Raw genomic sequence first — 22,749 nt, forward strand, 5'->3', positions numbered from 1 at the left:
GCGTCAGCCGAACTGCTGCTCCAGATTCTTGAGCTTGCGCTCCAGGTCGTCGAGAGGCAGCGTCTGCGTGTCGTCCTCCGCCGTCAGGTCCACCGTCCGGGATTCGCCCGTGTGGAGGTCACGACCCCTGACGGCTTGGAGGGAGGGCCGGGATCGAAGCGGCAGTTGTCCCGGGTCCGCTATGGCGGGTTCCGCGACGGCGGCCTGCACGGACGCCGAGGCGGAACCGGAACCCGGACCCGCGCCGGCCCCGGGACCCGGGCCCGTCCCGGTGCCCGGGGTGGCGTTGAGCGCCGCCATCTCGACCTGACGCCCGCCACCCCTGCCGAGCCCGAAGGCCCGGTGCTGGCGGTTGATCGCCTTGAGCCGCGCCCGGTCGAGCTTGACCTGGTCGCGCCGGCGGATCCGGTTCTGCTCCTTCTCCCGCCGGTCCTCGCGCACCTCGTCGACGGCCTCGTCCAGGGTCCGCACGCCCTCCAGAAGCATCAGCGACCAGGCGGCGAACGTCTCCCGGGGCGCCCTCAGCCACCGGACGATCCGGATCTGCGGCAACGGGCGGGGCACCAGACCCTGCTCGCGCAGCGCGGCCCTGCGGGTCTGCTTGAGGGCCCGGTCGAAGAGGACCGCCGCCGAGAGGGACATGCCCGCGAAGAACTGCGGGGCTCCGTCGTGGCCGAGGCCACGGGGAGCGTGAACCCAGTTGAACCAGGCGGCCGCGCCCGCGAACAGCCAGACGAGCAGGCGCGAGCCGAGCGCCGCGTCGCCGTGGCTGGCCTCACGGACGGCGAGCACCGAGCAGAACATGGCGGCACCGTCGAGGCCGAAGGGGACCAGGTACTCCCAGCCCCCCGCGAGGTTGAGGTTCTGCCGGCCGAAGCCGACGAGTCCGTGGAAGGAGAGCGCCGCGGCGACCGCGGCACAGCAGAAGAGGAGGACGTAGGAAGCGGTGCCGTAGACGGCTTCCTTACGTCTGCGGCGTTCCTCGCTGCGTTCCCAGGAATCCTCGGCCGCGGCCTGGTCACCGGCGCGCTTCCCGCGCGCGAGCACCGCCACCGCCGTCAGGACTCCGGCCACCATCACGCCGCCCGGAAGCAGCCAGTCCAGCGATATGTCGGTCAGTCTCATGCGGTGTCCCTTGCATCGCAGTAGGGCGTTTGGCGGCCCATACTTGCCGACCCCGCGGGGCGCTCAAGGGGTTTCCGGGCAAGAGCACGCCATCGGGGCACCAGGGCATACGAATAGGGGCGATCTGGTCGAACACCCGTGCAGGAACAGTGCTTTGAGTTTGATTCACGTCACCCGTCCGGGTGGCGTATTCGCCCCGGGAGCCTCAGGCCGTCGCGGCCAGTCGGCGGACCCGCTCGGCATCGCAGGTACGCGGACAGGTGAGACAGGTGTCGTCGGGCCGCAGCGTGTAGAAGAAGCAGCAGGTGGCCCGGTCGCGCGTGGCGCGCGGCTCCCCTTCGGGTCCCTCGGAGCCGGGCAGCTCGCGGAACGCCGCCGCGCCCGCGTACGGCTTGGCCGTGCCCGGCATGAGGAGTTCGAGCTCCTCCATCACCCGCCGCTCCTCGCCGAGCAGCGTCCCCACGTACCAGAGGCCCTCGACGATCTCGTCCGTGGCCATGCCCCACAGGGCGCGGCGGCCGCGCCGCATCCGGGAGCCGAAGCCGTCGAGGATCGCCTCGAAATGCTCGGCGAGCGAGGCGCGCACCTCGGCCCGCAGCGCGTCCTCGTCGGCGACCACCCGGGCGCCGGGCAAGGCGGCGGCGGGGTCGCCCGGCAGGCAGGCGAACTCCTCGACCCGCACCGCGAGCCGGCCGAGCGTGCGCTGGAAGGAGACGTTCCGGGCGGGAAGGCGGGGGACCCTGCGGTCCAGGAACCAGGGGACGGTCACGAGGAGGCAGGCGGGCCAGGCGTACCGGTGCAGTCCGAAGCCGGCGACGACGTCGGGGCGGGCCCGGGTGCCGTAGTCGCGCAGTACCTGCGCGTCGTCCCAGGCGAGGAAGGCGTCGAGATCGGGGCCGCCGGCCGCGAGCTCCTCCGCGCCGACCCAGCCGGCGCCGCTCGGCAGCCGCTCGCCCGGGGCCGGTTCCTCTATCCGCAGATGGGGGAAGACCTCGGCGAGGCGCGCGAAGGCGGCCGCGACGGGCGAGGCCGGAGGGGCGGGCAACAGGGCGGGGACGGTCATGCGGACCACCGAATCGCGAGCGTTGGCAGGTTAGCCTTACCTTACCCGATTGGGGGTCACCTCTCACCACCGGCCCACCGGCTCCCACCAGCGAGGCAGCCCTCACACCCCTGATGTCGGCCCGTTCGCCTATGGTGCACAGAGGACCCGCGCGACGCGAGCCGGGCCCGGCACGAGGCCGCAGGAGGACCCGGGTGGAGCAGGGCGCAGCACGCGAGCGGGCGACGGACACACCGTCCCCGCCGCTTCGCGGCGACGCCGGACGGGGGGACGGCACGGGCCCGGACGCCGGACGTGACGGCGACGAGGGCGAGGGCCCCGTGCCTCCGGGCGAGGCGCGCGCGGACGCCGCCCGCGTCCCCGAGCAGGCCCGCGGCACGCGGCGGGAGCCGTACGCCCGGGACGAGCACACCCCGGGCGAGTCGGCCGGCGGCGTCCCCGCACCCCGCGTCGTACGGCACTCCGTCCGGGGCCAGATCCTCGACGCCCTGCGCGCCGCCCTCGTCGACGGCGAACTCGTCCCCGGCGAGGTGTACTCCGCGCCCGCCCTCGGCGACCGCTTCGGGGTCTCGGCCACCCCCGTCCGCGAGGCCATGCAGCGCCTCGCCGTCGAAGGCGCCGTCGAGGTCGTCCCCAACCGCGGCTTCCGGGTCATCGAACGCACCCCCCGCGAGCTCGCGGAACTGGCCGAGGTCCGCGCGCTCATCGAGGTCCCCGTCATGCTGCGGCTCGCCCGCACGGTCCCGGCCGCCCGCTGGGCCGGACTCCGCCCGCTCGCCGAGGCCACGTCGGCCGCCGCCGCCCGGGGCGACCGCGCCCATTACGCGGAGGCCGACCGGGCCTTCCACCGCGCCGTCCTCTCCCTCGCGGGGAACGAGCAACTGCTCGCCGTCGCCGACGACCTCCACCGACGCTCCCAGTGGCCCCTGATCAGCGCCCCGGCCCTGCGGCACGGCGTACTCGTCGCCGACGCCGCCGAGCACACCGCCCTCCTGGACGCCCTGATCGCCCAGGACCTGACCGTCGTCCAGGCCCTCGTACGGGAGCACTTCACCGGCTCGGAGGGCTAGGGCCTGGTCGGAGGGCGTGTCAGTGGCCCCGCTTCCGATCCGCCTGATCGACAAGGTCCCTCCCGGCGCCCCCGACGACTAAGGTCGTTGACGTCAGCCGCCCGCACCGCGTCGCCCGTGAGGTGTCCCATGCCGTCCGCGACCCCGCCCCCGGCATGGGACGGACGCCGACCCGTCACCGGTACGGAAGCCGAGGCCACGGCTCTGCTCGGCTGGCTCACCGATCCCGAGGCGCCCCGGCTCTGCCTCGTCACCGGTGCCCCCGGCAGCGGCAAGACGGCCCTGCTCGGCTGGCTCGCCGCGTACGGGCCGCGTTCCGGCCGGCCGCGTCGCCGCGCGGCCCGGATGCTCGTCCCGCTCGCGGGCCAATGCGCCCTCGGCGCGACCTGGACGATCGCCGACCGCCTCGGCGTGGTGGCCAGGTCGCCCGGCGACCTCGTGCACGCCCTCGCCACCAGCGACGCCCGGCCCGCGGGCCGTACCGTCCTCCTCCTCACCGATCTGCACGACGCCGCCGAACCCGCCGCCCTCACCGACCTGATCGCCGAACTCGCCGCTGTCGGCCGGATCCGTCTCGTCGTCGAGGCCCGCAGCGGCACCCCCGCCCCCGCCGCCCTGCGCGCCGACCGCAGGGTCACCGTCGTGGACCTCGAAGGTGACGCCGACCCCGCCGGCGGCGCCGCCCGGGAGCGCGCCCGGCCGGTGCCGGACCTCTCCGACCCGGTGGCCGTCTGCACGGCGGACCCGCTGCTCGTCACCACGGCGTACGTCACCGGTGCCGCCGCCGCCGGACTCCCGGGCACCCTCGACGGCCCCGAGGCGCCCGCCCGCCCCGGCGACAACGCCGCCGAGGACCACGGCGGGCTCCGGGCCGCCTGGATGCGGGCGGGCCAGTCGCTCTGCCGTGAACAGCTTCCCGCCGAGCGGGCGTCGGTACTCCTCACGGCGCTCGGCGACGGAGCCGATCCCCGACTGCGGCCCGCCCTCGCCGAGTTGGCGGCCAGCTCGCCCTGGCGGCTGCGCTGGGCGCGTCACCGCGGCGACCTGACCCCGCCCTGGCCCGGCCCCGTCACCGTGCTCGGCGCGGCCGGCGGACCGCTGGAGGGGACCCTGCTCGTCGGGGACCGCACCGGCGCCGTGCGGCTGCTCCACGAGGCCGACGCGAGCCCCGCCGGGCGCCTCGCCCACACCGTGCCCGGCCGGATCACCGCGCTCGCGCCCGCGCCCGACGGCACCGTGCTCCTCCTGGACGACCGGGGCCGGCTGCACACCGTACGAGGGGCGGCGCCCCGCGCCCCGTACCTGGAGCGCCTCACGGAGGCGGTCTCCGCGACCCTGGCCCGTCATCCCGGGACGGCCCTCGCGGCCATCGCGGGCTCGGTGGTGGTGGGGGACCGGCTCGGCTCCGTGCACGCGTTCGGGCTCAGGGGTCTGCACCAGGCGGCGTCACACAGCGGCCGGGTCACGGCCGTCTCGGCGGTCGACTCCGCGACCCCGTTCGTCTGCTCGGGCGGCGCCGACGGAACGGTCCGGATGTGGACCCCGGGCCGCGACCCGCGCCCCGAACCCCTCGCCGAACGCTCCTCGCCCGTCGTCTCCCTGCACGCGACCCAGACTCCGCACGGCCCGCAGGTCGCCGTGGCCTGGGCCGACGGACTCGTCGCCCTCCACCGCCCCGAGGGGGGCCGGACGCTGTCGTTCCGTCCGGGCCCCCCGGTCCGCGCGGTCGCCGTCACCGGCTCGGGCTCCCTGCTCATCGGCACCGACGAGAGCCTGGTGTGCCTCGCACCGAGGAGTTGAGGCATCGTCACCGGGCCTGCCGGTCATGCGGATTCAGGCTGCGGTCGGCGGCGTCAGCTGACTCGCGAGCCAGGTCGGGACCCCGCCGAGGAGCCGGAAGAGACGCCGGGCCTCCGCGCGCAGCCGGCCCGCCTCCGGCTCCGTCTCCGTGGTGGCGAGGGCGGTGAGCGCCGGAGCCGTACCGACCAGATAACCCAACTCCTCCCGGATGCGCAGCGACTCCGCGAAGCCGTGCCGGGCCTCCGCCAACTCCCCCTCCCGCAGGGCCAGTCCGGCGAGATGCCGCCAGGTGGAGGACAGCAGCAGCGAGTCCCCCTGCTCGGCGGCCCCCGCGTGCGCCCTGCGGTACGCGGCCCTCGCGGCCTGCGGGGAGTCGCCCAGGTTCTGTGCGATCAGCCCGCGCCGCAGGTCGAGCAGTGGCCGACCCTCGGCGGAAGGGGCGATCAGGGCGGCCGCGCGGCCGAGTGCCATCCGCGCCTCGTCGGCCCGGTCCCGTACCCCGAGAAGCGTGGACGCGTAGGCGAGGTAGCCGCGTTCGCACGCCGCCGCCCCGCGTTCCTCGTCGGTGCGGGCCACCGCCTCGGCCGACCGGAGCGCCTCCTCCGCGTCGGCCCAGCCCTGTTCGGTGTAGAGGCAGCGCTCGATCAGGAGCGCGGCCCGTTCGAGTGCGGCGGCCGGTTCCGCCGCGTGCGGCGCGAGCAGTGCCGCCGCGTCCGTCCAGCATCCCCGGGAGCGGAGCCGCCATATGGCGGTCTCGACCGGGGTCTCCTTGCCATAGGCGAGGGACGGATCTTCGCCGCCCCTTGATTCGGAACCAGACATGGCGGTATCCGCCACGTTGCCCTCCCCGAGCGCGCCATTGAGCTGTTGAGTGAGACCCGCATCTCAGCACGAAGGGGAGTACCAGGCCAAGGGGTCAGGTGAAAGATTTCACAAGAGGGCGCTGGATCGGGGTGCCGCCGCCGACGGGGTGGCCGACAGCCCGTCAGATCGCCGCGGGGCCGGTGATCAGGCCCCGGGGTGGCCGCCGCGCACCCCGGCGGGCGGACGGCACCGGCGCGGGACGTCACTCCACCGGACTCGCCCGAAGGGGTGAATCCCGTACGGGACCTCTCAGCTCGTCCGAGCGGCCCCGTTCGAACCCCTCAGCTCATCCGCAGGGCCAGGAAGAAGTCGAGCTTGTCCTCGAGACGCGACAGATCGCGTCCGGTCAGCTGCTCGATCCGGCCCACCCGGTAACGCAGCGTGTTCACGTGCAGATGGAGCCGGGTCGCGCAGCGCGTCCAGGAGCCGTCGCAGTCCAGGAACGTCTCCAGGGTCGGAATCAGCTCCGCGCGGTGGCGCCGGTCGTAGTCGCGCAGCGGGTCGAGCAGCCGGGCTGTGAAGGCGCGCCGGACGTCGTCCGGGACGAACGGCAGCAGCAGCACGTGCGAGGCCAGCTCGTGGTGGCCGGCCGCGCACACCCGGCCCGGACGGGCGGCGGCGACCCGGCGGGCGTGCCGTGCCTCCTCCAGGGCCCCGCGCAGGCCCTCCGCCGAGTGCACGGCCGCGCTGACCCCGAGGGTGAGCCGCCCGTCGTCCGCGAGGCCCGCGGAGAGCGGGACCCGTACGGCGGCGAGCAGCGCGTCCGCGTGCAGGCCGAGGGTGGCCGCCGGGTTGTCGTCCTCGCTGTCCGGCAACGGCGCCGCCGCCAGCGGTACGAGGGCGATGGCCTCGTCGCCGCTGTGCGCGACGGCGATCCGGTCGGCCGACTCGGCGCCCACGGTCGCCGGGTCGACGAGGATCTCCTCCAGGAGCGCCTGGGCGACCGGGCCGCTGTCCACTGCGGTGCCCTGCCCTGCCTCCTGCTCCCACTCGACCCGGGCGACGACCACCTGCCAGTGCGGGGCCGTGCCGAGACCGGGCAGCAGCACCGGGGCGGCGACCCGCAGCCTGGCCGCGATCTCGGCGGGCGCCGCGCCCGTCTGCACCAGCTCCAGGACCTCCTGGGCGAGCCGACGCCGTACCGTGCGGGCCGCGTCGCGCCGGTCCCGCTCGACGGCGATCAGCTGGGTGACGCCCTGGAGCAGGTCGAGCCGGGCGGCGGGCCAGTCACCGGCGTCCGCCTCGACGGCGAGCAGCCAGTCCGAAAGCACCGTCTCCCGCACGTCCCGGGTGGCGGGGACGGCACCCCGGCCGGTGTTGCGGATCGGGAAGAGCGAGTACGCCGTTCCGCCGGTGCTCAGCCGGTGCGGGCCGCGCCGTCCCGTCCGGGTGGCGGCCAGGTGCTCACCGGCCAGGGTGGCGGCGAGGGCGGCCGGGAGGGGCTCGCCCGCGCCCGCGATCTGGCGGCCGGTGGGGGAGAGGACCCAGGCCCGCAGGTCCAGGTCGGAGCCGAGCAGGTCGAGGACCACCTCGGGCCCGCCACCCGCCGGTCCCGAGGTCATGAGCCGCCGGTGGCGGTCGACGACGGCCGCCAGGTCACCGGCCCGCTCGCCGGACACCTGTCGAACAACGTGCTCGGTGATCGTCGCGAACGCAACGGTCTCGTTCACCGCGAAGAGCGGCAGACGATGGCGTGAACATGCCTGTACGAGGTCGTCGGGGATGTCGCCGAGCTCCGCCTCGCCCGCGGCGAGGGCCGCGACCCCGGCCGAGGCCAGGAGGCGGGCGAAGGGCTCGGCGTCGGCCGGCTCCCGCAGCCAGGCGAGGCCGGTGAGCACCAGCTCGCCGCCCGAGAGGTACCGGCTGGGGTCCTTGAGGTCCGTCGTCATCACGCCGCGGACGGTGCGGTCCAGCTCGTCCTCGCCGCCGAGCAGGCGCAGCCCGAGCGCGTCGTTCTCCAGCAGTGCGCGCAGCCGCATCGTGTCGCCGCCGTTCCTTGGTCAGTGGGGTGAAGGGTGTCGCGTTGTCGACGGTGGAGTGGTGCCACCGTTTCCAGGGGAAAACAGCGAGGTTCGTGTTTCCCGCCTTTCGTTCGAATCTACAAGACGACAACGGGAGCCAGCCAACTCCTTCATGTTTTCGGTGACTGCACCCGGGCGATCGTGGGCTTGTGTACTAGGCCACACACCGCGTGAACAGCACATGAACATGAAGTCGAGGGCCGGCCGTACCCCCGGAACCCTGCGCGACCCCCGATCACCAGAATCACTAGAAGAGAGCCACCATGGACTTCCTTCGCCCCGCCAGCTGGGAGGAGGCGCTCGCCGCCAAGGCCGAGCACCCCACGGCCGTGCCCATCGCCGGTGGTACCGACGTCATGGTCGAGATCAACTTCGACCACCGGCGCCCCGAGTACCTCCTTGACCTGAACCGCGTCGAGCTTCTGCGCGACTACGAGGTCGGCGAGGAGAACGTACGGCTCGGCGCCTCCGTTCCGTACACCCGGATCATGGAGAACCTGCGGGCCGAGCTGCCCGGTCTGGCGCTCGCCTCGCACACGGTCGCCTCCCCGCAGATCCGCAACCGCGGTGGCGTCGGGGGCAACCTCGGCACCGCCTCCCCCGCCGGCGACGCCCACCCGGCGCTGCTCGCCGCGGGAGCCGAGGTCGAGGTCGAGTCGGTGCGTGGCAGCCGCTTCATCCCGATCGACGCGTTCTACACGGGCGTCAAGCGCAACGCGCTCGAGCCCGACGAGCTCATCAAGACCGTCCACATCAAGAAGGCGGACGGCCCCCAGCAGTACTCCAAGGTCGGCACCCGCAACGCGATGGTCATCGCCGTCTGCGCCTTCGGTCTCGCCCTGCACCCGGAGACCCGGACCGTGCGCACCGGCATCGGTTCCGCCGCGCCGACCCCGATCCGCGCCAAGGAGGCCGAGGCCTTCCTGAACGCGGCTCTGGAGGAGGGCGGCTTCTGGGACAACGGCAAGATCATCACCCCGTCGATCGCGAAGCAGTTCGCCGACCTCTGCTCCGGCGCCGCCAACCCGATCGACGATGTCCGAGGCACCGCCAAGTACCGCCGCCACGCCGTCGGCATCATGGCCCGCCGCCAGCTCGGATGGACCTGGGAGCAGTACCGCGGCACCAGCCGCACGCTTGAGGGAGCTGCATAACCATGCGCGTCAATTTCACGGTCAACGGACGTCCGCAGGAAGCCGACGACGTCTGGGAGGGCGAGTCCCTCCTCTACGTTCTGCGTGAGCGTCTGGGTCTGCCCGGCTCCAAGAACGCCTGCGAGCAGGGCGAGTGCGGTTCCTGCACGGTCCGCCTCGACGGAGTGCCGGTCTGCTCCTGTCTGGTCGCCGCCGGTCAGGCCGAGGGCCGCGACGTCGTCACGGTCGAGGGCCTGGCGGAGTTCGCCAAGCAGCGCGAGGAGCACGGTGGTTGCGCCTCCGGCGCCTGCGGCACGTCGATCGACGCCGCCAAGAAGTGGGAGGCCCGGCCGAGCCAGGACTCCCAGACCGGCGAGGGCGTCGAACTGAGCCCCATCCAGCAGGCGTTCATCGACGCCGGCGCCGTCCAGTGCGGTTTCTGCACGCCCGGTCTGCTGGTCGCGGCCGACGAGATGCTGGAGCGCAACCCGTCCCCGACGGACGCGGACATCCGCGAAGCCCTCTCCGGCAACCTCTGCCGGTGCACGGGTTACGAGAAGATCCTCGACGCGGTCCGCCTCGCGGCCACGCGCCAGGAGCGTCAGGGAGAGGCGGTCTGACGATGGCTCAGAACACACGTACCGTTCCGGCGGGTACGCCCACCGAGGTCACCCAGAAGCACGTCAAGGGCGGCGTCGGCGAGTCCACCCTCCGCCCGGACGGCACCCTGAAGGTCACCGGCGAGTTCGCGTACTCCTCGGACATGTGGCACGAGGACATGCTGTGGGGCCAGATCCTGCGCTCCACCGTCGCGCACGCCGAGATCGTGTCCATCGACACCTCCGAGGCCCTCACGATGGACGGCGTCTACGCCGTCCTGACCGCCGACGACCTCCCGGCCGCGAAGAACTACGGCATGGAGTTCCAGGACACCCCGGTCCTCGCGTACGGCAAGGTCCGTCACCACGGTGAGCCGGTCGCCCTCGTGGCCGCCGACCACCCGGAGACCGCCCGCCGCGCCGCCGCCAAGATCAGGATCGAGTACCGCGAGCTCCCGCTCATCACGGACGAGGCCTCGGCCGTCGCCCCTGACGCGATCCTGGTCCACGAGAACCGCGACGACCACCACTCCGGTCACGTCCCGCACCCCAACATCGTGCACCGCCAGCCGATCATCCGCGGCAACGCCGACGAGGCCGCCAAGAGGGCCGACGTCATCGTCCGCGGCGAGTACACCTTCGGCATGCAGGACCAGGCCTTCCTCGGCCCCGAGTCCGGCCTCGCCGTGCCCGCCGAGGACGGCGGCGTCGACCTGTACGTCGCCACCCAGTGGCTGCACTCGGACCTCAAGCAGATCGCCCCCTGCCTCGGCCTGCCCGAGGAGAAGATCCGGATGACGATGGCGGGCGTCGGCGGCGCGTTCGGCGGCCGCGAGGACATCTCCATGCAGATCCTCGCCTCCGTCCTGGCGCTGCGCACGGGCAAGCCGGTCAAGATGGTCTACAACCGGTACGAGTCGTTCTTCGGGCACGTCCACCGGCACCCGGCGAAGCTCTCCTACGAGCACGGCGCCACCAAGGACGGCAAGCTCACCCACCTGAAGTGCAAGATCGTGCTCGACGGCGGCGCCTACGCGTCGTCCACGGCCTCGGTCGTCGGCAACGCCGCCTCCCTCTCCGTCGGCCCGTACGTCGTCGAGGACGTCGAGATCGAGGCGATCGGCCTCTACACCAACAACCCGCCCTGCGGCGCCATGCGCGGCTTCGGCGCGGTCCAGGCGTGCTTCGCGTACGAGGCGCAGATGGACAAGGTGGCGGCCGAGCTGGGTATGGACCCGGTCGAGTTCCGGCAGCTCAACGCCATGGAGCAGGGCACCATCATGCCGACCGGCCAGCTGGTCGACTCGCCCGCCCCGGTCGCCGAACTCCTGCGCCTGGTCAAGGCCCGCCCGATGCCGCCGGAACGCCAGTGGGAGACCGCGGGCGAGGGTGCGGACGTCCGCGCGCTGCCGGGCGGCCTGTCCAACACCTCGCACGGCGAGGGTGTGGTGCGGGGCGTCGGCTACGCAGTCGGCATCAAGAACGTCGGCTTCTCCGAGGGCTTCGACGACTACTCGACCGCCAGGATCCGCATGGAGGTCATCAACGGCGAGCCCGTCGCCACGGTCCACACCGCCGCGGCGGAGGTCGGCCAGGGCGGTGTCACCATCCACGCGCAGATCGCCCGTACCGAGCTCGGCGTCCAGCAGGTCACCATCCAGCCCGCCGACACCCAGGTCGGCTCGGCCGGTTCGACCTCCGCGGGCCGCCAGACGTACATGACCGGCGGCGCCATCAAGAACTCCTGCGGGCTCGTCCGCGAGAGGGTCCTGGAGATCGGCCGGCGCAAGTTCGGCTCGTACCACCCGGCGTGGGCCACCGCCGAACTCCTCCTGGAGGGCGGCAAGGTCGTCACCGACGGCGGCGAGGCCCTCGCCACCATCGCGGACGTCCTGGAGGACCAGGCCGTGGAGGTCGAGGAGGAGTGGCGGCACCGCCCCACCCAGGCCTTCGACCTCGTCACCGGCCAGGGCAACGGCCATGTCCAGTACGCCTTCGCCGCGCACCGCGCGGTGGTGGAGGTGGACACCGAGCTCGGCCTGGTCAAGGTCATCGAGCTGGCCTGCGCGCAGGACGTCGGCAAGGCGGTCAACCCCCTCTCCGTCGTCGGCCAGATCCAGGGTGGCACCACCCAGGGCCTGGGCGTCGCGGTGATGGAGGAGATCATCGTCGACCCGAAGACCGCGAAGGTGCGCAACCCCTCCTTCACGGACTACCTGATCCCCACCATCCTCGACACGCCGACCATCCCGGTCGACTACCTCGAGCTGGCGGACCCGAACGCCCCGTACGGAGTACGCGGCATCGGTGAGGCCCCGACGCTGTCGTCGACCCCGGCCGTCCTCGCGGCGATCCGGGCCGCGACGGGCCTGGAGCTCAACAAGACGCCGGTCCGCCCCGAGGCGCTCACCGGCACCCTGTAGGACTCTCCGGGCGGTACGTGCCTCCCAGGAACGTCACACTTCCCCGCCCGCACCGCCCGGAGTACACACCAGCACCACCGGCAACACCCGCAGTACACGTCACATCGGGCACCACCGGCACCACCGGCATCACCCGTAGTACCGCAGAACCGATCCATTCCGTTCGCCTCGGGCCGTCCCCCGGGTCGTGCAGCCCACGCAGCATCCCAAATCCCGCAGCTTCACCAGATCAGAAGCCCTTCGAAGTCTGACGCGGGTGCCCCTTTGAACCTTGGGAGTAGGCCCCATGACCCAGTCGTCTGTGGAGCCCAAGACCGCTTCGGAGGACGCGGGCTCCGGCTCCGACGTCCCCGCCGGCCGCTCTTGGCTCGACCGGTACTTTCACATCTCGGAGAGAGGATCCTCCGTCGCGACGGAGATCCGCGGCGGCGTCACCACCTTCATGGCGATGGCGTACATTCTCCTGCTCAACCCCCTGATCCTCGGCGGCAAGGACGTCGCGGGCAACGTGCTCAGCCAGCCCGCCCTTATCACCGCGACCGCGCTCGCCGCCGCCGTGACCACTCTCCTGATGGGCTTCTGGGGCAAGGTCCCGCTCGCCCTCGCGGCCGGTCTCAGTGTCTCCGGCGTCCTGTCCTCGCAGGTCATCGCCGTCATGACCTGGCCCCAGGCGATGGCCATGTGTGTGGCCTACGGTGTCATCATCTGTCTCCTGGTGGTCACCGGCCTCCGTGAGATGATCATGAACGCGATCCCGCTGGCGATCAAGCACGCGATCACCATCGGCATCGGCCTCTTCATCGCGATCATCGGCTTCGTCAAGGCCGGCTTCGTCCACGAGAACCCCGCCCCGGGCGGCGGCCCCGTCTCCCTCGGCCCCGCCGGTGAACTCATGGGCTGGCCGGTCCTCATCTTCGCCGTCACCCTGCTGCTGATCTTCGCGCTGCAGGCCCGCAACGTTCCCGGTGCCATCCTCATCGGCATCGTCGTCGGCACCGCCGTCGCCATGGTCGTCAACGCCGTGGCCGACATCCCCGCCAAGGGCGCGGGCGCCTGGTTCGCCGGTGCGCCGGAGCTCGACGGCAGCGCCGTCTCCGCGCCGGACTTCTCGCTCATCGGCGAGGTGTCCTTCAGCGGCTGGGGCGACGTCGGCTACATCACGATCACCATGATCGTCTTCACCCTGGTCCTGGCCGGTTTCTTCGACGCGATGGCCACCATCATCGGCGTCGGCTCCGAGGCCAACCTCGCCGACGACAAGGGCCGCATGCCGGGCCTGTCCAAGGCCCTGTTCATCGACGGCGCCGGCGGTGTCATCGGTGGTGTCGGCGGCGGCTCCGGCCAGACCGTCTTCGTCGAGTCGGCCACCGGCGTCGGCGAGGGTGCCCGTACGGGCCTCTCCTCCGTCGTCACCGGCGCCTTCTTCGCCCTCTGCCTGTTCTTCACCCCGCTCACCGCGATCGTGCCGGCCGAGGTCGCCTCCGCCGCCCTGGTCGTCATCGGCGCGATGATGATGCAGAACGCCAAGCACGTCGACTGGAGCGACCGCTCCGTGGCGATCCCGGTGTTCCTCACCGTGGTCCTGATGCCCTTCACGTACACCATCACCACGGGTGTCGCGGCCGGTGTCATCTCCTACGCCGTGATCAAGGTGGCGCAGGGCAAGGCCCGTGAGGTGGGTGCCTTCATGTGGGGCCTCACCGCGATCTTCGTCGTGTACTTCGCGATCCACCCGATCGAGAGCTGGCTCGGCGTCGGCTGACGCCACCGCCGTCACCCTCCGCACACCTTCCAGAGGAGAACCGAGATGCTGGACATCGCCGAAGAGCTCAACCGGTGGGTCGAGCAGGGACGCGACTTCGCCGTGGCCACCGTGGTGGCCGTCGGCGGCAGCGCGCCCCGGCAACCGGGTGCCGCACTCGCCGTCGACGGCGAGGGCACGGCGATCGGCTCGGTCTCCGGAGGATGTGTGGAGGGCGCGGTCTACGACCTGTGCACGCAGGCCCTCGACGACGGCAGGACCGTCGTCGAGCGCTTCGGCTACAGCGACGAGGACGCCTTCGCGGTCGGTCTGACCTGCGGCGGCATCATCGACATCCTCGTCACCCCGGTCCGCGGCGGGGTCTTCCCCGACGCGCTCACGGCCGCCGCCGCGAGGGAGGCGGCGGCCCTGGCCCGGATCGTCTCCGGCCCCGAGGACCTCATGGGCCGGGCCCTCCTGGTCCGCCCCGACGGCTCGTACGAGGGGAAGCTCGGCGGCCACCCCCAGCTGGACCGCACCGCGGCGGGCGAGGCCCGCGCGATGCTGGACGCGGGGCGCACCGGCACGGTGGAGATCGGCGAGGACGGCAGCCGCTGCGGACAGCCGCTGACCCTCCTGGTCGAGTCCTCCGTCCCCGCCCCCCGCATGATCGTCTTCGGCGCCATCGACTTCGCCGCCGCCCTCGTCCGGGTCGGCAAGTTCCTCGGCTACCACGTCACCGTGTGCGACGCGCGGCCGGTCTTCGCGACGCGGGCCCGCTTCCCCGAGGCCGACGAGGTCGTCGTCGAATGGCCCCACCGCTACCTGGAGTCCACGGAGACCGACGGCCGGACCGTCCTCTGCGTCCTCACCCACGACGCCAAGTTCGACGTCCCCCTCCTCCAGGCCGCCCTGAAGCTTCCCGTCGCCTACGTCGGCGCGATGGGCTCCCGCCGCACCCACGAGGACCGCAACAAGCGCCTCCGCGAGGTCGGCGTCACCGAACTCGAACTCGCCCGCCTGCGCTCCCCGATCGGCCTCGACCTCGGAGCCCGTACGCCGGAGGAGACGGCCCTCTCGATCGGCGCCGAGATCGTCGCCAACCGCCGCGGCGGCACCGGCCGCTCCCTCACCGGCGCCCACACCCCGATCCACCACGACGTGCCCCGCGAACCGGCCGGACGGATAGGTTCCGTCGCGTAGCCGCACAGCCGCACAGCCGCACAGCCGCACAGCCGCACAGCCGCACGGCCGTGCCCGCCCCCGCCGGCTCGCCCGCTCGGCCGAGGCGACGGCGCCCGGCAGGTGCCGCGTGAGCTCAGTGCGCCGCCCGCTCCCGTACGGTCGAGGTCCAGGCCGGCTGCTCCTCGGCGGTCTCCGGCTCGGCCCTCCGGCCGCCCCGGGCGAAGAAGTCCGCGAGCGGCAGGATCGCCGCTCCGACCGTGACCGCGTCGGGGCCCAGCCTGCCGAGGCCGATGTCGACCCGGGCCGCCGGGTACGTGAGTGCGTACTCCTTGGCGTAGCCCGTGACGGTGGCCAGGAAGCGGGTGCCGAGCTGGAGGCCCGCCCAGCCGCCGACGAGGATGCGTTCGGGCTGGAAGAGGTTGATCAGGTCCGCGAAGCCCGCGCCGAGGTACTCCGCCGTCTCCTCCAGGACCGTCAGCGCCGTCACGTCCGGCGCCGCCTGCGGGTCGGCGGGGTACGCGGCCGCCAGCATCGCCGTCAGCGCCGTCTCCTCGTCCGCGCCCGACGGCGGCACACCCCCCGCCTCCCGCCACCGCTCCAGCAACGCCTCCGCACCCGCGTACGCCTCCAGACAACCCCGCGCCCCGCACCGGCAGCGACGCCCCCGCACCCGGACCGTCAGATGACCCCACTCCACCGCCCGGCCCGGCCCCAGCGGATCGGTCACCACACACGCACCCACACCCGAACCGAACAGCACCACCACCGCACTGCGCGCACCCCGCCCCGCCCCGAACCACATCTCCGCCTGACCCAGGGTCTTGGCACCGTTGTCGATCCAGTACGGCACCTCCTCCGGCAACTCCACCGCCGCCCGCAGAAGACGCTCGAACGGCACCGCGTCCCACCCGATCGTCTGCCCGTGCACCACCGCACCCTCACCGGCATCACGCGCCACAATGCCCGGAACCCCCACCCCCACACCCAGCAGACGACCCGCCGGCACCTCCGCGATCCGCAGCACCTCCGCGATCCCCTCACGGACATGGTCGACGACCACCCCCACCTCGTACCGCTCGTGCGGATGGGCGCTGTCGACGGCCAAGGGCCTTTCCGCGCGCGCGAGTTCGGTGAGGGTGAGGTCGAACAGCTCGATCCTCACCCGGGTCTCGCCGACGTCGACGCCGATCATGAAGCCGCTGCCCGGCGTGACGCGGAGCAGGGTACGGGGGCGGCCGCCGGCCGAGTCGACGCTTCCGGCCTCCTCGACCAGGCCCTCCGCCACGAGCTCGGCGACCACGTTGCTGACCGAACCCGAACTGAGGCCGGTCGCCGGGCCGAGGGAGAAGCGGCTCAGCGGTCCGTCGAAGTAGAGGCGCTGGAGGACGGCGGTGCGGTTCTCGCGCCGCAGGTCACGCACGGTGCGGCCGTTCCGCATGGTCACTTGTGCCCCCTGGTGAAGTAGTCCTGAACGCAACATACCTCTCCCGGGTCGGCCGCGCTCTCTTCACTTGGGCTTTAACTCATATCGTGAAATAAGGGGGGTTCGCGTTCAGGTCGTGAAGGCGGCCCACGCGTCAGCTCCCCAGCAGGCCCCTCAGGTGGACGCAGGCCGCCGCCTCCGTGGGGTGCGTGGCGACCGGCTCGTACCCGCCCCGCTCGTACACCCCGGTCTCCCAGCCGTCCCCGTCCGGCCCCGTCCGCAGATAGACGAAGTCCGGCGGGGTGGGCGCCGGCTCGTGGACGCCCTCGATCCAGTAGTACGCGTCGGGCACCCCGGCCTCCCGGAGTGCCCGTTCCAGCGCACGGCGGTCGGTCACGCGGGGACGCGTACCAGGTAGCCGTTGTCCAGCAGCCACTTGACGCTGAGCCGCTGCCCCTCGCCCGGGTCGAGGAAGGCCGGGTCCAGCTTGATCTGGCGGCCGCCGCCCGGCTGCTCGAACCAGGGGGCGATGGAGCCCTCCCAGACCACGAACGACCGTGTCACCTCGTACAGGTGGTAGTCGCAGGGGAAGGCGGCGTCGCGGGTGTTGAGGTTCTGCGGGGGCAGCGCCCGCTTCGGGTAGGCGTCACCGGCCGGGGCCAGGTAGGAGCCGTACTCGGAGCCGAAGCGGTCCAGGCGCTCGCCCTCCGTCAGTAGCTCGGGCGCCTTGTCGACGGCGCCGTTGACGTCGCCGAAGCCGTCGTTCGGCGGGTACTTCCAGCTGCCGGTGTCAGCGGGGCCCTCCCAGTACTTCTTGAGGAAGTCGGCCGGGGAGAGCCTTCCGGTCCGGTGGTAGCGGTCGAGCAGCGGCCCCACCGGTTCCTGCCACTTCTTCGGCAGGTGCTTCGGCCCGAGCCGCTTGTCGCCCTGGAACTCCCCGGTGCAGGGGGCCGGGGGAGCGGCGGCGGGCTTCCCGGCGGGCGCGGCCTGCGCCGCGGGTGTGACGGCGAGGACGGCGGTGACGCCCATGGCGGCGAGTACGGCACGGATCCTCGGGACGGTACGGCTGTGCTCCACGCGGAGGTCTCCCTGAAGGGGGTGGTCGATGACGCCGCACACAGTAGTGCCATGACTGCGCAGAGTGATGGGGAGTGGGCGGAAACAGGCCATGTCCGCCCGTCGGGGTGCTCAGCCCTTGCGCAGTCCGCTGAGGAGCAGTTCCGCCAGTTCCTCGTACGCCTCCGCGTCGGCGAGGCCCGTCGCCGCGGCGACCTGGCGGCGCTGGATGCGGACCATCACGGAGGAGATGACGTCGGCCGCGAAGGTCACGTGGACCTCGCGGAAGACTCCGGCCCGCACGCCCTCCTCGATGAGCTGCTGGACCCGGCCCGCGGCCGCGCGCGTGTTGCGTTCGTACACCTCCGCCGCCGGTTCGAAGGCGGCCACGTCGTCGAAGAACTGCGGCGAGACCGGCGCCAGCTCGGCCGAGACGGCCCGCAGATAGGCCGCGAGCCGCTCGGCCGGGTCGGCCTCGGCGGCGAGGACCGCCTCCACGCGGGCGGTGGCGCGCCGGAAGAAGTGCACGACGGCCGCCCGGACCAGCTGTTCCTTGCTGCCGGCGAGGCCGTACAGGGTCCGCTTCGAGCAGCGCAGGCGCCCGGCGAGGTCGTCGAGGGTCAGCCGGGCGAAGCCCTCGCCGACGAGGAGGGCGACGAGTTCCTCGAAGAGGGCGGCGCGGCGCGCAGCGCCGCGGCCCGTGAGCTTCGGGGCGTCGGCGGCTGAGGTCTCGATCACCGGGCCAGTATTCCAGGCCGGGCTTTCCGGGGGTTACGGCGGCACCCTTCTGCGCTACTCTCAGCGGTACTGCAGTACCTGCCCCAGTACCACTTTGCGCGCCGCTGGAGTCGCCATGGATGTCGACCGCCTGCTTCCCACCCCCGAGGCAGCGGACCTCATCGCCCTCACCCGGGAGATCGCCGACAAGGAGCTCTCTCCGCGCGTGGACGAGCACGAGGCCACCGAGACCTATCCGGAAGGGCTCTTCGCCACCCTGGGGGAGGCCGGGCTCCTCGGCCTCGCGTACCCGGAGGAGTACGGCGGCGGAGGCCAGCCGTACGAGGTCTACCTCCAGGTCCTGGAGGAGCTCGCCGCCCGCTGGGCCGCCGTCGCCGTCGCCACCAGCGTCCACACCCTGGCCTGCCACCCGCTGCACACCTTCGGCACCACCGAGCAGAAGGAACGCTGGCTGCCCGCGATGCTGGAGGGCCGCACCATCGGCGGCTACAGCCTGTCCGAGCCGCAGGCCGGCTCCGACGCCGCCGCCCTCACCTGCAAGGCCGAGCGCCAGGAGGACGGCAGCGGATACCGGATCACGGGCACCAAGGCGTGGATCACCCACGGCGGCAAGGCCGGGTTCTACGCGCTCTTCGCCCGTACCGCGCCCGGCAGCCACGGCATCTCCTGCTTCCTCGCCCCCGGCGCCACCGAGGGGCTGAGCTTCGGCGCGCCCGAGCGGAAGATGGGCCTCCAGGCCGTTCCCACCACCTCCGCCTACTGGGACGGCGCCCTCCTCGACGCCGACCGGCTCGTCGGGAAGGAGGGCCAGGGCCTCCAGATCGCGTTCAGCGCCCTCGACAGCGGCCGCCTCGGCATCGCCGCCTGCGCCACGGGCCTCGCCCAGGCCGCCCTCGACGCCGCCGTCGGCTACGCCAACGAGCGGACCACCTTCGGCCGCCGGATCGTCGACCACCAGGGCCTCGGGTTCCTCCTCGCCGACATGGCCGCCGCCGTCGACGCGGCCCGCGCCACCTATCTGGACGCGGCCCGCCGCCGTGACCTCGGCCGCCCCTTCAGCCGTCAGGCCAGCGCGGCCAAGCTCATCGCCACCGACACGGCGATGAAGGTCACGACGGACGCCGTCCAGGTCCTCGGCGGTTACGGCTACACCCGGGACTTCCCGGTCGAGCGCTACATGCGCGAAGCCAAGATCACCCAGATCTTCGAGGGCACCAACCAGATCCAGCGTCTCGTCATAAGCCGTGGGCTCGCCCACGCGCAGAAGTAGCGCAGAAGTAGGACGACAACCCCGGGAGCGGCAGGGTCGCACCCGCACACGCACGAGGAGATCCATGGACATCGCCGGCTCCGCCGCTCTCGTCACCGGTGCCGCCTCCGGCCTCGGAGCCGCCACCGCGGCGGCGCTCGCCGCACGGGGCGCCACCGTCTACGGCATCGACCTGGACAAGGCCGTGGCCGCCGCCGGACCGCTGCCCGCGGGCGTCCGACTGCTCGCCGCCGACGTCACCGACGAGCACCAGGTCCGCGCGGCCCTCGCCGCGGTCGACGCCGACGGCGCCGAACTGCGGCTCGCCGTGAACTGCGCCGGCATCGCCCCCTCCGCCCGCGTCCTGGGGCGCAAGGGACCGCACGACCTCGGCCTGTTCCGGACCGTGCTCGAGGTCAACCTGCTCGGCACGTTCAACGTGATGCGGCTCGCCGCCGAGGCCATCGCCCGCCACGAGCCCGACGAGCACGGGCAGCGCGGCCTGGTCGTCAACACCGCCTCGATCGCCGCCTTCGAGGGCCAGGTCGGACAGATCGCCTACGCCGCCTCCAAGGCCGGCGTCGCGGGCATGACCGTCACCGCCGCCCGCGACCTGGCGCAGTTCGGCATCCGGGTCGTCACCCTCGCCCCCGGCATCGTCGACACCCCGATGATGGCCGGGTTCGGCGAGGACGTCAGGGCCGGTCTCGCCGCGAGCGTCACCTTCCCGCAGCGCCTCGCGCACCCGGAGGAGTACGCCCGTCTGGTGACGATGGTCGCCGAGCACGACTACCTCAACGGCGAGACGATCCGGATGGACGGAGCGCTCCGCATGGCGGCCCGCTGAACCGTCGTCCAGGCGTCGGCTGAGCCTCCGTACCCTCGACAGAGCACTGGGTGCCGGATTTTTCCGGCATCCAGTGCCGTGTGAGGGCGTTCCCGATGTTAGGTTCGGCTCATGGGAACAGCGTCGACGAACTCCACGAAGCCCGCGATGCGGGACTCCCTCATCGCCGCGGCCTTCCAGCTCTTCCTGGAGCGGGGCTACGAGCAGACCACGGTCGACGACATCGTCACCCTCGCGGGCGTGGGCCGCAGGTCCTTCTTCCGGTACTTCCCGTCGAAGGAGGACGTGGTATTCCCCGACCACGAGCAGTGCCTCGCCGACATGACCCGCTTCCTCGCGGCGAGCGCCGACGCCGACGACCCGATGGTCCGCGTCTGCGGCGCCGCCCGGCTCGTCATGCGGATGTACGCCGAGAACCCCACCTTCTCCGTCCAGCGCTACCGGCTCACCCGGGAGGTGACCGGGCTCCGCACCTACGAGGTCTCGGTCGTCTGGCGGTACGAGAGGACCCTCGGCGACTACCTGCGCACCCGCTGGGCCGACCGCAGGGACGGCACCCTGCGCGCCAACGTGGCCGCCGCGGCCGTGGTCGCCGCCCACAACCACGCCCTGCGGCACTGGCTGCGCTCGGGAGGGGAGGGCGACCCGCTCGCGGAGGTCGACCGCGCCCTGGAGTTCGTCCGCGCCACCTGGAGCCCGGACGCGGTGGTGGACGCGCCCGCGGAGGAGACCGAGGACGTCGTGGTGGTGATCACCAAGCGGTCCACCCCCATGTGGCGCGTGGTGCGCGAGGTCGAGTCGAGCCTCGGCGAGGACTGACGTGAACGCACGGTGGCCGCCGGGGTTCTCGGTATCTCCGATTCAGGGAACTCAGGTCTTTATTTGATGGCACTCAGTGCCATATCTTTGCTCCATGCACGGTCGAGCCGCCGAGTGCGAGGAGAAGGCATCGTGTTCCACACGGGAATGAGGAGCGGGACCGCCGTCCGGGCCGCGGAGGAGTCGGCCCCCGACGTCGAGCTCTACTTCCAGCGCTGCCGCTGGTGCCACACCACGACGTTCCAGCGACTGCTCTGTCCGACCTGCGGGTCGACGGATCTCACCCCCGAACTCAGCGAGGGCGAGGGCGTGATCTCCGTACGGCGCGGGGTCGCCGCGGCCGATGCCGACCTCTGGCCGGTGCACATGGCGGAGGGCTTCGTCGTCCGCTGCCGCGTCGACGGGCCGCTGCACGCGGTGCGCCCCGGCGTCCGGGTCAAGGTCTCGTCGGGGGTCGGCGTGACCGGTCGCAGGCCGGTCGTCCGGCTCTGCGAGGAGGTCCCGCTCGACGGCTGGATCTGAACCGGGGGGCGACACGAAAAAGGGGGGTGGGTGGCACAGAGTGCCACCCCCCCCCCCTTAGGGCGCGGGGGGGTGGCGCCGGCCGCGGGGGCCGAACTCGTGCCTCCGAAGCGGGAGCCCCGCGGAGAGGTCACCGACCACGCCGTAGTCCACCAGGTCGAAGATCGGGGCCTCCGCGTCCTTGTTGACCGCGACGATCGTCTTCGACGTCTGCATGCCGGCCCGGTGCTGGATCGCGCCCGAGATGCCCGCGGCGACGTACAGCTGCGGCGAGACCTGCTTGCCGGTCTGGCCGACCTGGTTGGCGTGCGGGTACCAGCCGGCGTCCACGGCGGCGCGGGAGGCGCCGACAGCCGCGCCGAGCGAGTCGGCCAGCTTCTCGACGACCGCGAAGCCCTCCGCCGCGCCGACACCGCGGCCGCCGGAGACAACGATCGCGGACTCGGTCAGCTCGGGGCGGCCGGTGGAGACGCGCGGGGTGCGCGAGACGACCTTCGCCGCGTTGCCGGTGAAAGCGACGGTGACCTCCTCGACCGTACCGGCGGCCGGGGCGGCCTCCGGGGCGGCGGAGTTCGGCTTGACGGTGATGACCGGCACGCCGTGCGAGACCCGCGACCTCACCTGGTACGAGGCGGCGAAGACGGACTGGGTGGCGACCGGGCCGTCCTCCCCGGCCTCCAGCTCCACGGCGTCGGTGATCAGACCGGAGCCGAGGCGGAGCGCGACGCGGGCCGCGATCTCCTTGCCCTCGCCCGAGGAGGTCACCAGGACGGCGGCGGCCCCCTTCTCCTTGGCGAGCTGGGTGAGCGCGTCCACCTTCGGCACGACCAGCTGCTCGGCGAACTCGGCGCCGTCCGCGACGTACACGGTCGCCGCGCCGTACTCGCCGACGGTGGCGGCGATGGAGGCCGCGGCCTCGCCCGCGCCGAGGACGACCGCCGAGGGCTCACCGACACGGCGGGCCAGGGTCAGCAGTTCGAGGGCCGGCTTGCGGACCGCACCGTCGGCGTGGTCCACGAGAACCAGGATCTCAGCCATGATTCGTTGCTCCTGTGTGGGTGTGGCTGACGG

20 protein-coding genes are annotated in these 22,749 nt (G+C 72.7%); 11 read left to right on the forward strand and 9 right to left on the reverse strand.

The genetic code is table 11. From position 1 onward, the window contains the following. Window positions 1-3 precede the first annotated feature (3 nt). Complete coding sequence (locus ACFWV2_RS02930) at window positions 4-1,125, reverse strand: DUF2637 domain-containing protein (RefSeq protein ID WP_384400714.1); 1,122 nt, start codon at window positions 1,123-1,125, stop codon at window positions 4-6. Window positions 1,126-1,330: 205 nt separating this feature from the next. After that, entirely contained in the window at window positions 1,331-2,188 is an 858-nt protein-coding gene (locus tag ACFWV2_RS02935) for a (2Fe-2S)-binding protein (protein ID WP_384400717.1), read from the reverse strand. A gap of 194 nt (window positions 2,189-2,382) precedes the next feature. Here ACFWV2_RS02935 and ACFWV2_RS02940 point away from each other — a divergent pair, with 194 nt between their 5' ends. Together ACFWV2_RS02940 and ACFWV2_RS02945 are read left to right on the forward strand one after the other, a co-directional pair. Further along, a complete protein-coding gene (locus ACFWV2_RS02940; protein ID WP_384400720.1) occupies window positions 2,383-3,258 on the forward strand; it encodes a GntR family transcriptional regulator in 876 nt (291 codons plus the stop codon). A gap of 129 nt (window positions 3,259-3,387) precedes the next feature. Then, window positions 3,388-5,058, forward strand: a complete 1,671-nt coding sequence (locus tag ACFWV2_RS02945) for a WD40 repeat domain-containing protein (RefSeq protein ID WP_384400723.1) — start codon at window positions 3,388-3,390, stop codon at window positions 5,056-5,058. A 33-nt stretch (window positions 5,059-5,091) separates the two neighbouring features. On the opposite strand, the gene ACFWV2_RS02950 is transcribed toward ACFWV2_RS02945, so the two are convergent. After that, window positions 5,092-5,880: a hypothetical protein gene (locus tag ACFWV2_RS02950; RefSeq protein ID WP_384400725.1), complete on the reverse strand. Its 789-nt coding sequence runs from the start codon at window positions 5,878-5,880 to the stop codon at window positions 5,092-5,094. A gap of 323 nt (window positions 5,881-6,203) precedes the next feature. Continuing rightward, window positions 6,204-7,901, reverse strand: coding sequence for a PucR family transcriptional regulator (locus tag ACFWV2_RS02955; RefSeq protein ID WP_384400728.1), 1,698 nt, complete (start codon window positions 7,899-7,901; stop codon window positions 6,204-6,206). A gap of 305 nt (window positions 7,902-8,206) precedes the next feature. Here ACFWV2_RS02955 and ACFWV2_RS02960 point away from each other — a divergent pair, with 305 nt between their 5' ends. The 5 genes from ACFWV2_RS02960 (at window position 8,207) to ACFWV2_RS02980 (ending at window position 15,042) form a co-directional block, all read left to right on the forward strand. Then, window positions 8,207-9,097, forward strand: a complete 891-nt coding sequence (locus ACFWV2_RS02960; protein ID WP_384400731.1) for an FAD binding domain-containing protein — start codon at window positions 8,207-8,209, stop codon at window positions 9,095-9,097. Between the two features lie 2 nt (window positions 9,098-9,099). Further along, on the forward strand, window positions 9,100-9,696 hold the full coding sequence (locus ACFWV2_RS02965) for a (2Fe-2S)-binding protein (RefSeq protein ID WP_384400734.1): 597 nt from the start codon (window positions 9,100-9,102) through the stop codon (window positions 9,694-9,696). A gap of 2 nt (window positions 9,697-9,698) precedes the next feature. Continuing rightward, the gene (locus ACFWV2_RS02970; RefSeq protein ID WP_384400737.1) at window positions 9,699-12,098 is read left to right on the forward strand and encodes a xanthine dehydrogenase family protein molybdopterin-binding subunit; all 2,400 of its coding nucleotides are present in this window, start codon (window positions 9,699-9,701) and stop codon (window positions 12,096-12,098) included. 286 nt (window positions 12,099-12,384) lie between these two features. Further along, complete coding sequence (locus ACFWV2_RS02975) at window positions 12,385-13,860, forward strand: NCS2 family permease (protein WP_384400739.1); 1,476 nt, start codon at window positions 12,385-12,387, stop codon at window positions 13,858-13,860. Between the two features lie 45 nt (window positions 13,861-13,905). Further along, the gene (locus tag ACFWV2_RS02980) at window positions 13,906-15,042 is read left to right on the forward strand and encodes an XdhC family protein (RefSeq protein ID WP_384400742.1); all 1,137 of its coding nucleotides are present in this window, start codon (window positions 13,906-13,908) and stop codon (window positions 15,040-15,042) included. A gap of 115 nt (window positions 15,043-15,157) precedes the next feature. On the opposite strand, the gene ACFWV2_RS02985 is transcribed toward ACFWV2_RS02980, so the two are convergent. The 4 genes from ACFWV2_RS02985 to ACFWV2_RS03000 all read right to left on the reverse strand — a co-directional run bounded on the left by ACFWV2_RS02985 (window position 15,158) and on the right by ACFWV2_RS03000 (window position 18,241). Beyond that, window positions 15,158-16,468, reverse strand: a complete 1,311-nt coding sequence (locus tag ACFWV2_RS02985) for an ROK family protein (protein WP_384400745.1) — start codon at window positions 16,466-16,468, stop codon at window positions 15,158-15,160. 133 nt (window positions 16,469-16,601) lie between these two features. After that, window positions 16,602-16,844 (reverse strand): hypothetical protein, encoded by a 243-nt coding sequence (locus ACFWV2_RS02990; protein WP_384400747.1) that lies wholly within the window; start codon window positions 16,842-16,844, stop codon window positions 16,602-16,604. Further along, window positions 16,841-17,476 carry a TNT domain-containing protein gene (locus ACFWV2_RS02995; protein ID WP_384401451.1) on the reverse strand — a complete coding sequence of 212 codons (636 nt, stop codon included), beginning with the start codon at window positions 17,474-17,476 and terminating at the stop codon, window positions 16,841-16,843. Before ACFWV2_RS02995 ends, ACFWV2_RS02990 begins: the two co-directional genes overlap by 4 nt. A gap of 159 nt (window positions 17,477-17,635) precedes the next feature. Then, the gene (locus ACFWV2_RS03000; RefSeq protein WP_360786553.1) at window positions 17,636-18,241 is read right to left on the reverse strand and encodes a TetR/AcrR family transcriptional regulator; all 606 of its coding nucleotides are present in this window, start codon (window positions 18,239-18,241) and stop codon (window positions 17,636-17,638) included. Window positions 18,242-18,356: 115 nt separating this feature from the next. On the opposite strand from ACFWV2_RS03000, the gene ACFWV2_RS03005 reads away from it, so the two are divergent. The 4 genes from ACFWV2_RS03005 to ACFWV2_RS03020 all read left to right on the forward strand — a co-directional run bounded on the left by ACFWV2_RS03005 (window position 18,357) and on the right by ACFWV2_RS03020 (window position 21,678). Further along, entirely contained in the window at window positions 18,357-19,511 is a 1,155-nt protein-coding gene (locus tag ACFWV2_RS03005; RefSeq protein ID WP_384400750.1) for an acyl-CoA dehydrogenase family protein, read from the forward strand. Between the two features lie 64 nt (window positions 19,512-19,575). Then, window positions 19,576-20,337 (forward strand): SDR family NAD(P)-dependent oxidoreductase, encoded by a 762-nt coding sequence (locus ACFWV2_RS03010; protein ID WP_384400753.1) that lies wholly within the window; start codon window positions 19,576-19,578, stop codon window positions 20,335-20,337. A gap of 111 nt (window positions 20,338-20,448) precedes the next feature. Further along, window positions 20,449-21,156, forward strand: coding sequence for a TetR/AcrR family transcriptional regulator (locus tag ACFWV2_RS03015; protein WP_384400756.1), 708 nt, complete (start codon window positions 20,449-20,451; stop codon window positions 21,154-21,156). Between the two features lie 132 nt (window positions 21,157-21,288). Then, entirely contained in the window at window positions 21,289-21,678 is a 390-nt protein-coding gene (locus ACFWV2_RS03020; RefSeq protein WP_360786560.1) for a zinc ribbon domain-containing protein, read from the forward strand. Between the two features lie 57 nt (window positions 21,679-21,735). Here ACFWV2_RS03020 and ACFWV2_RS03025 read toward each other — a convergent pair whose 3' ends face one another. After that, window positions 21,736-22,716, reverse strand: coding sequence for an electron transfer flavoprotein subunit alpha/FixB family protein (locus tag ACFWV2_RS03025; RefSeq protein ID WP_384400759.1), 981 nt, complete (start codon window positions 22,714-22,716; stop codon window positions 21,736-21,738). Between the last annotated feature and the right edge of the window lie 33 nt (window positions 22,717-22,749).

It is taken from the genome of Streptomyces sp. NPDC058671 (genome assembly GCF_042716475.1).
GTDB lineage: Bacteria > Actinomycetota > Actinomycetes > Streptomycetales > Streptomycetaceae > Streptomyces.

Excerpts from the sequence above, each read along its gene's own strand:
- ACFWV2_RS02930 (WP_384400714.1), bottom strand. The coding sequence starts at position 1,125 with ATGAGACTGACCGACATATCGCTGGACTGGCTGCTTCCGGGCGGCGTG.
- ACFWV2_RS02935 (WP_384400717.1), bottom strand. The coding sequence starts at position 2,188 with ATGACCGTCCCCGCCCTGTTGCCCGCCCCTCCGGCCTCGCCCGTCGCG.
- ACFWV2_RS02945 (WP_384400723.1), top strand. The coding sequence starts at position 3,388 with ATGCCGTCCGCGACCCCGCCCCCGGCATGGGACGGACGCCGACCCGTC.
- ACFWV2_RS02950 (WP_384400725.1), bottom strand. The coding sequence starts at position 5,880 with ATGTCTGGTTCCGAATCAAGGGGCGGCGAAGATCCGTCCCTCGCCTAT.
- ACFWV2_RS02955 (WP_384400728.1), bottom strand. The coding sequence starts at position 7,901 with ATGCGGCTGCGCGCACTGCTGGAGAACGACGCGCTCGGGCTGCGCCTG.
- ACFWV2_RS02960 (WP_384400731.1), top strand. The coding sequence starts at position 8,207 with ATGGACTTCCTTCGCCCCGCCAGCTGGGAGGAGGCGCTCGCCGCCAAG.
- ACFWV2_RS02965 (WP_384400734.1), top strand. The coding sequence starts at position 9,100 with ATGCGCGTCAATTTCACGGTCAACGGACGTCCGCAGGAAGCCGACGAC.
- ACFWV2_RS02970 (WP_384400737.1), top strand. The coding sequence starts at position 9,699 with ATGGCTCAGAACACACGTACCGTTCCGGCGGGTACGCCCACCGAGGTC.
- ACFWV2_RS02975 (WP_384400739.1), top strand. The coding sequence starts at position 12,385 with ATGACCCAGTCGTCTGTGGAGCCCAAGACCGCTTCGGAGGACGCGGGC.
- ACFWV2_RS02980 (WP_384400742.1), top strand. The coding sequence starts at position 13,906 with ATGCTGGACATCGCCGAAGAGCTCAACCGGTGGGTCGAGCAGGGACGC.
- ACFWV2_RS02995 (WP_384401451.1), bottom strand. The coding sequence starts at position 17,476 with ATGGGCGTCACCGCCGTCCTCGCCGTCACACCCGCGGCGCAGGCCGCG.
- ACFWV2_RS03005 (WP_384400750.1), top strand. The coding sequence starts at position 18,357 with ATGGATGTCGACCGCCTGCTTCCCACCCCCGAGGCAGCGGACCTCATC.
- ACFWV2_RS03010 (WP_384400753.1), top strand. The coding sequence starts at position 19,576 with ATGGACATCGCCGGCTCCGCCGCTCTCGTCACCGGTGCCGCCTCCGGC.
- ACFWV2_RS03015 (WP_384400756.1), top strand. The coding sequence starts at position 20,449 with ATGGGAACAGCGTCGACGAACTCCACGAAGCCCGCGATGCGGGACTCC.
- ACFWV2_RS03025 (WP_384400759.1), bottom strand. The coding sequence starts at position 22,716 with ATGGCTGAGATCCTGGTTCTCGTGGACCACGCCGACGGTGCGGTCCGC.